Annotated in this window: 4 protein-coding genes; 2 read left to right on the top strand and 2 right to left on the bottom strand. The window is 67.6% G+C overall.

Annotation, left to right across the window (positions count from 1 at the left end; genetic code table 11):
• The first annotated feature begins 104 nt into the window (after positions 1-104).
• Complete coding sequence (locus ACM0PY_RS19585; RefSeq protein ID WP_180886263.1) at positions 105-1589, top strand: AAA family ATPase; 1485 nt, start codon at positions 105-107, stop codon at positions 1587-1589.
• Positions 1590-2287: 698 nt separating this feature from the next.
• Here ACM0PY_RS19585 and ACM0PY_RS19590 read toward each other — a convergent pair.
• A complete protein-coding gene (locus ACM0PY_RS19590) occupies positions 2288-2923 on the bottom strand; it encodes a tetratricopeptide repeat protein (RefSeq protein WP_061479389.1) in 636 nt (211 codons plus the stop codon).
• 174 nt (positions 2924-3097) lie between these two features.
• Between ACM0PY_RS19590 and ACM0PY_RS19595 the strand changes: the two genes are divergently transcribed.
• Positions 3098-6784, top strand: a complete 3687-nt coding sequence (locus ACM0PY_RS19595) for an indolepyruvate ferredoxin oxidoreductase family protein (protein WP_180886265.1) — start codon at positions 3098-3100, stop codon at positions 6782-6784.
• A gap of 36 nt (positions 6785-6820) precedes the next feature.
• Here ACM0PY_RS19595 and ACM0PY_RS19600 read toward each other — a convergent pair whose 3' ends face one another.
• A complete protein-coding gene (locus ACM0PY_RS19600; RefSeq protein ID WP_111201258.1) occupies positions 6821-7435 on the bottom strand; it encodes a DUF938 domain-containing protein in 615 nt (204 codons plus the stop codon).
• Positions 7436-7953: the final 518 nt, after the last annotated feature.

Genomic DNA, 7953 nt, shown 5'->3' on the forward strand with positions numbered 1-7953 from the left:
ACGTGCCCCGAGCGTACACCGGCGGTGGTGACGGGAGGTAGCGCCGTGCTGAACCCGTGGCCATCGCCTTTGCTATCGTGGCGCCCCCGAAGGATCGAACCGGCATGAGCGAACTGCAGGACCTGAGCGCACTGATCCGCGCCAATATCCCCCTGATCGTGATCGAGACCCAGGACGAGGGGCGCATCGTTGAACTGTTCCGGCAGACGCTGATGCACGTGTGGCGGGCCCTGCACCGCTGGTCCATCACCGAGGGCCTGCGCCGCATCGACCTGGACCGCGAGGATCCGCCGGTCGGCCCGCCCGATGCCAGCGCCGCGCTGCAGATGATCCGCCAGGCTGATCAGCGCGGTGTCTACCTGCTGCTCGATTTCCACCCCTACCTGGGCTATGCCAGCCACCAGCGCGCACTGCGCGACCTGATCCAGCGCCGCCACAGCGAGCCGCACGTGCTGGTGCTGATCGGCGCCAAGGTCGAGCTGCCGGCCGAGCTGGAAGCACTGGCGGTGCGCTTCAACCCGCGCCTGCCCGATGCCAACGCCCTGCTGAAGATGCTGCGCGAGGAGGCCGACGCCTATGCGCGCGAACACGGCGGCCGCCGTGTCGAGGTCGACAGCGAGGCGGTGAAGAAGATCCTGAAGAACCTGCAGGGCCTGAGCCTGGTCGATGCCCGCCGCATCGCCCGCCAGCTGATCTACGCCGATGGCGCGCTGCGCGACGACGACCTGCCGCAGCTGGCACGGCTGAAGTTCGAGCTGCTCAACCGCAGCGGCCACCTGTTCTTCGAGCACGACAGCGCACGCTTCGGCGACGTGGCCGGCGCCAACCGGCTCAAGCGCTGGATCAGCCAGCGCCGGGTGGCCTTCATCGCCGGCTCGGCACCGGCCGGCCTGGACCCGCCGCGCGGCATGCTGCTGCTGGGCGTGCAGGGCTGCGGCAAATCGATGCTGGCCAAGGCCACCGCCGCCGGCTTCGGTGTACCGCTGCTGCGCCTGGACGTGGGTGCGCTGTACAACAAGTACCACGGCGAGACCGAGGCCAACCTGCGCCAGGCGCTGGCCTCGGCCGAGCAGCTGGCGCCCTGCGTGTTGTGGATGGATGAGATCGAGAAAGGCCTGGCCAGTGGTGGCGAGGACGGTGGCGTATCGCGCCGCGTGCTCGGCTACCTGCTGACCTGGATGACCGAACGCAAGGCGCCGGTCTTCATCGTCGCCACCGCCAACCAGGTGCACGAACTGCCGGCCGAGCTGCTGCGCAAGGGCCGTTTCGACGAGATCTTCTTCGTCGACCTGCCCACCCCCGAAGTGCGCGTGGAACTGCTGCGGCTGCACCTGGGGCGACGCCAGCTCAATGGCGACGACTTCGCGCTGCCGGCGCTGGCGGCCGCGGCGAATGGTTTCTCCGGCGCGGAGATCGAGCAGGCGATCGTGGCCGGACTGTACGCAGCGCACGCCGAAGGCCGGCCGCTGGACACCGAGCTGCTGATGAATGAGATCCGCACGACGCGGCCGCTGTCGGTGCTGATGGCCGAGCAGGTAGAGGCACTGCGGGCATGGGCGTCGGGGCGGACGGTTTCCGCGGACGATTGAGGTTCCCGCGAACGGCGCAGCCCCTCGTGGCGGCTGGTTGGCTGTGAACATCAAAAGCCGCGCTTGGCCGGGCGGGGTGGATTCGCGGGGGACGCCGTAAACCCGTCCTGAAGTGACCCCCGCGAACCCACCCCGCCCGGCCTCTGACAATCTCCGAGTGCGTCCGCCACGGAAAAGAAAAAAGAAAAGCAGAAGCGCTTGGTTGGCTGCTTTTTGGCGAGCCGAGCCCACGCTCGGCTGCCTTTCGATCAGATATCGAATACTCGATTCCGATGCAGATTCATCCACGCATGGCGTGGATCTACCGTGTCGCCCAAGGTCGACACCTACCAACAGCAGCGTCGAACCGTCAGAGGTGGGGCGGTGTGGGTTGGCAGGACCGTTGGCGCCATGGGCCCGAGGCATGCCTCGGGCGGGTTGGTCAGGACGCCCAACCCCGGTCTTGCCGTGTGCGCAGGACTGCGCACACCAGCAAGGCGCCATCGAGCTCCCATGGGTGAGGGCGCTTTGCTTGCGAAGCACTGCTTCGCAAGCGCCCGAACGCCCGGCCTCCAGCGGCTGGGCCGGGCCGCGGAGCGGGGTTTACGGCGTGTCCTGCCAACCCACACCACCCCGCCATCCCGCGGATTGCCCGCTGTTGCTGTTGCTTCGGCTGTTGCTTCTGCGGGTGCCGGGTGCAACCCGGCCGCCCCCTACCCTCAGGGCCAGGCCGGCGGCGCGGCCGCCCACGCCTGCTGCACTTCCGCCAGCGAGGCACGCTCGTCGTCTCGCCACAACGGCAACAACTGCGCATAGCGGCTGCTGTCGCTCCATTGCGTCGGCTCGGTACGCACTGCGGCGGCATACCACTGCACCGCCTCCTGCTTCCGCCCGGCCCGCCACAGCGCCAGCGCATAGGTCGGTGGCAACCAGCCCGGCTTGCTCAGCGAACCACCGGCAGCGGCCTGCCATTGCTCCAGGGCGGCTTCGGGCTGGCCCTGACGCAGCAGGTCCCAGCCGTAGTTCCAGCGCACGCCACGGCCCAGGCTGCCCTGCACCGGCGCATCCTTCAGCGCTTCGCGATACAGCTGTTCACCCAGTTCGGTACGGCCCTGGGCAATGGCCACCGACGCCAGCTGCACGGTGGCCTCCACGGTCCGCCGGCCGCGCTCGCGCTGCTTGAGCAGCTGCGCAACCAGCTCATCCCCGTCGGACTGGACCACGATCATGGGCACTGCGGCCGCATCGCTGTCGAAGTAGAACTCCTGTGGTGCCGGCACCGCCGGCGCGGCCCACACCGGGGCCGTTCCCGAGACCAGCAACATGCTGCCCAGGATCTTTCCTGCAACTGACATCCCTTCTCCCCAGGCCGCAACCGCAGCCCCCTCTCTCTCTCTCTCCCCGATCCTAACCCCAGCATGGCCGCCGGCGCGAGTGCCGGGGCGGCCGGGCCTCGCTGCTACAATTCGCGCCTTTCCCGCCGCGTGCCTGCACGCGGCCGGTGCCAGCCGATCCTGACCGGGCCAGCCATGACCAGTACCGCGCAACTCACGTCGCCCTCCTCCACCGACCTGATCGACCGTGACTACACGCTCGACCACAAGTACACCCGCAACGAGGGGCGGATCTATCTGAGTGGCGTGCAGGCGCTGGTGAAGCTGCCGCTGATGCAGCGGCTGCGCGACGCGCACGAAGGCATCGACAGCGCCGGCTTCGTCAGCGGCTACCGTGGCAGCCCGCTGGGCGGCTTCGACCTGGAGCTGTGGCGCGCACGCAAACACCTCGACGCGGCCAAGGTGAAGTTCACCCCCGGCCTGAACGAGGACCTGGGCGCCACCATGGTGTGGGGCACCCAGCAGACCAACCTGTTCCCCGGCGCCAACGTGCAGGGCGTGTTCGGCATGTGGTACGGCAAGGGCCCGGGCGTGGACCGCTGCGGCGACGTGTTCAAGCACGCCAATGCCGCCGGCACCTCGCGCTACGGCGGCGTGCTGGCACTGGCCGCCGATGACCATGCCTGCCGCAGTTCAACCCTGCCGCATGGCAGCGAGGACGAGTTCGTCAGCGCGATGATGCCGGTACTGAATCCGGCCGGTGTGCAGGACATCCTCGACATGGGCCTGCTGGGGTGGGCGATGAGCCGCTATACCGGGCGCTGGGTCGGCTTCAAGACGATCGCCGAGACAGTCGAATCGTCGGCCTCGGTCGAGGTCGACCCGATGGCGCGCCGCATCGTGCTGCCGGAAGACTTCGAGATGCCGACCGGCGGGCTCAACATCCGCTGGCCGGACCCGCCGCTGGACCAGGAAATGCGCCTGCACCGCTATGCGGTGAAGGCCGCACAGGCGTTCGCCCGCGCCAACGGCATCGACAAGGTGGTGATGGACGCGCCGCGCGCGCGGCTGGGCATCGTCACCACCGGCAAGAGCTACCTGGACGTGCTGCAGGCGCTGGAATACCTGGGCCTGGACGAAGCCGCCTGCGCCGACATCGGCATCCGCGTGTACAAGGTCGGCATGACCTGGCCGCTGGAGCCGCAGGGCATCGCCCGCTTCGCGCAGGGCCTGGAAGACATCATCGTGGTGGAGGAGAAGCGTGCCTTCATCGAGCGCCAGATGAAGGAACAGTTCTTCAACTGGCCGGCCAGCTGGGGCCAGCGCCCGTCCATCGTCGGCAAGTACGACGAGAGCGGCGAATGGATCCTGCCGTCCACCGGCGAGCTGACCCCGGCCACCATCGCCGGCGTGATCGGCCGCCGCATCCAGAAGTTCTTCAACAACGCATCGATCGAGCAGCGGCTGCAGTGGATGCAGGAGAAGGAAGCCGAGCTTGCGTTGCCGCGCGCCAGCTTCCCGCGCGTACCGCATTACTGCTCGGGCTGCCCGCACAACACCTCCACCAACGTGCCGGAAGGCTCGCGTGCGCTGGCCGGCATCGGTTGCCATTACATGGTGACCTGGATGGACCGCAGCACCGACACCTTCACCCACATGGGCGGCGAAGGCGTGACCTGGGCCGGGCAGGCGCCGTTCACCGATACCCCGCACGTGTTCCAGAACCTCGGCGACGGCACCTACTTCCACAGCGGCTCGCTGGCGATCCGCCAGGCGGTCGCCGCCGGCGTCAACATCACCTACAAGATCCTCTACAACGATGCGGTGGCGATGACCGGCGGCCAGCCGGTGGACGGTCCGCTGAGCGTGCCGGACATTGCAAAGCAGATGCGCGCCGAAGGCATCCACACCATCGTGGTGCTGTCGGACAACATCGGCAGGTGGACCGGCCAGCGCGAGCACTTCCCCAGCGACGTCGAGTTCCATGACCGCAGCGAACTGGACGAAGTGCAGAAGCGCCTGCGCGAAGTGAAGGGTGTTTCGATCCTGATCTACGAACAGACCTGCGCGACCGAGAAGCGTCGCCGCCGCAAGCGCGGCAAGCTGGAAGACCCGCAGAAGCGGGTGATGATCAACTCGCTGGTCTGCGAAGGCTGCGGTGACTGCGGCAAGAAGAGCTTCTGCGTGTCGGTGCTGCCGAAGGAAACCGAGTTCGGGCGCAAGCGCGAGATCGACCAGTCCAACTGCAACAAGGACTATTCCTGCGTGAACGGCTTCTGCCCCAGCTTCGTCACCGTGCACGGTGGCCAGCCGCGCAAGGGCAGCAAGCGCGATGCGTCCACGCTGCTGGACAACCTGCCGGCGCCGACCCTCCGCGACAGCCTGGAACGGCCCTGGAACATCCTGATCACCGGCGTCGGTGGTACCGGCGTGGTGACCATCGGTGCGCTGCTGGGCATGGCCGGCCACCTGGAAGGCAAGGGTGCAACCGTGCTCGACCAGACCGGCCTGGCGCAGAAGGGCGGCGCGGTGACCACGCACATCCGCATTGCCCGTCGCCCTGAAGACATCCATGCCGTGCGTATCGCCGCTGGCGAGGCCGACCTGGTGCTGGGCTGCGACATGGTGGTGGTCAACGATTACTGGGCGCTGTCGAAGGTCCGTGCCGGCCGTTCGCAGGTGGTGCTGAACACTTACGAAGCGATGCCAGGCACCTTCACCACTCGCCCGGACATGCAGTTCCCCGCCGCCGATATCATCGCCGGCGTGCGCGTGGCACTGGGCGGCCAGGAGCCGTTGCTGCTCGATGCCACCCAGCTGGCCACCGCGCTGCTGGGCGATGCCATTGCCGCCAACCTGTTCATCCTCGGCTACGCCTGGCAGCAGGGCCTGGTGCCGCTGTCGTTCGAGTCACTGATGCGCGCCATCGAACTCAACGGCGCCGCCGTGGCGATGAACCAGCAGGCGTTCGCCTGGGGCCGCCTGGCCGTGGTCGATCCGCAGGCCGTGCAGCAGGCGGCCGGCCTGGTGCGCAACCGCCATACCGATACCGAATCCACCCCGGGCCCGCTGCATCCGCTGCCGCCGGGCGAGTGGGAGGGCAATGAATGGGGTGCCACTGCGGCACCGCGCAACACCGGCGACGAACGCGAACTGCGTGGCCTGCCCTCGCACGGTGGCGACGTGGCGTTCCTGCCGCTGGACGACGCACGCCTGTCGCGCTCGCTGGATGAAATGATCGAGCGCCGCGCCGCGTTCCTGGTCGAGTACCAGGATGCCGCCTACGCCAAGCGCTACCGTGACCTGGTAGCGCGCGTACGCGCCACCGAAGCCGACCGCATCGGCGGTTCCACTGCGCTGACCGAGACCGTGGCGCGCTACCTATTCAAGCTGATGGCCTACAAGGACGAGTACGAAGTGGCGCGCCTGTACACCAGCGGCGACTTCCAGCGTCGCCTGCAGCAGCAGTTCGAGGGCGACTACCAGCTGCGCTTCCATCTGGCACCGCCGCTGTTCGCGAAGAAGGACGAGCAGGGCCGGCTGCTGAAGAAGGAATACGGCCCGTGGATGTTCAAGGCCTTCGGTCTGTTGGCGAAGCTGAAGTTCCTGCGTGGCGGCCGCTTCGATGTGTTCGGACGCACCGAGGAGCGCCGCATGGAGCGCAAGCTGATTGCTGATTACGAGGCGACGGTGCAGGTGCTGCTGGACGGGCTGGAGGACGACCGTCTGTCGCTGGCGGTGGAGATCGCCAGCATTCCCGAGCACATCCGCGGCTTCGGCCATGTCAAGGAAGCGCATTTCGCGCAGGCCAAGGCGCGCGAAGCGGCCCTGCTGGCGCAGTGGCGCAACCCGAAGGCGCTGCATATCGTGCAGGTGGCCTGAAGGTGGTGCCGGCCAGCGGCCGGCACTACCGGCGGTTCAGCCCAACCGCCACAGCAATAGCCGGTTATTGGCCGGCATCGCCACGTCACCCAACCGGGTAAACCCGTTGTCCGCCGCCAGCGCCTGCACCGCTTCGCTATCGCGGATACCGCTGCGCGGGTCGCGCGCCTTCAGCCAGGCATCGAACTGCGCGTTGCTGTCGCTGGTATAGCGACCGCCGTAGTTGAAGGGGCCATACACCGCCAGCAACGCACCGTGACGCAACAGCGGCGGCAGCGCGCCGAACAGCACCTGCACGTACTCCCAGCCCATGATGTGCAGCGTGTTGGCGCTGAATGCGGCGTCGAACCTGCTGCTTTCTGGAAGGTCCAGGCCCATTGCAGGAGGCAGCTCCACCTGCAGCGCCACCGGCGGCAGCAGGTTCAGCAGCGCGGCCTCCGCACGCCAGGCTTCGATGCCGGGCAGATGGTCCGGATGGTCGCTGGGCTGCCAGCGCAGCCACGGCCAGCGCTCGGCGAAGAAGGCTGCGTGCTGGCCGGTACCACTGCCGATCTCCAGCACCCGATGGCGGTCGCCCATCCACGGGTCGAGTGCGGTGGCGATGGGTTCGCGGTTGCGCTCGCAGGCTTCTGAATACGGCTTGCTCGACATCAGGACGGTGTCCAGGCGGGGTCGGCCCCATTGTGCACGAGGGGGTGTCTGCAGGGCTTGCAGCCCTGCACCCGCAGGAGCCGGAGCCAGAGCCAGAGCAACGTCAAAAGCTGGCATTCCGTGGGTTGGCGGGGTGGGCCCGGTTGCGGGGGACGCCGTAAATACGTCCCTGTAGGCTCGGTCGCCGCATCCATGCGGCTCACGCCCCCGCAACCGGACCCACCCCGCCTTTGACAGTTCTCCACGATCTGTCGGAATGGGATGGCCTGCTCTTGGTGGGTGTCGACCTTGGTCGACACGTAGATCCACGCCATGCGTGGATGCTCTTCGTTCCATTGTCCATTGTCCATTGTCGAAATGTTCGATTTCAATGGAGATTCATCCACGCATGGCGTGGATCTACCAGATCGCCGGAATCTGTCAGAGGTGGGGCGATGCCGGAGTGCGGGGTGTCAGCCGCATGGATGCGGCTGCCAAGCCTACAGGGACGTACTTGCGGCGTCCCCGCACTCCGGCAC

The organism is Stenotrophomonas sp. BR163 (genome assembly GCF_047520985.2).
GTDB lineage: Bacteria > Pseudomonadota > Gammaproteobacteria > Xanthomonadales > Xanthomonadaceae > Stenotrophomonas > Stenotrophomonas sepilia.

What these genes read in the sequence shown, in the direction of transcription:
- ACM0PY_RS19585 (WP_180886263.1), top strand. Translation starts at nt 105, where the DNA reads ATGAGCGAACTGCAGGACCTGAGCGCACTGATCCGCGCCAATATCCCC.
- ACM0PY_RS19590 (WP_061479389.1), bottom strand. Translation starts at nt 2,923, where the DNA reads ATGTCAGTTGCAGGAAAGATCCTGGGCAGCATGTTGCTGGTCTCGGGA.
- ACM0PY_RS19595 (WP_180886265.1), top strand. Translation starts at nt 3,098, where the DNA reads ATGACCAGTACCGCGCAACTCACGTCGCCCTCCTCCACCGACCTGATC.
- ACM0PY_RS19600 (WP_111201258.1), bottom strand. Translation starts at nt 7,435, where the DNA reads ATGTCGAGCAAGCCGTATTCAGAAGCCTGCGAGCGCAACCGCGAACCC.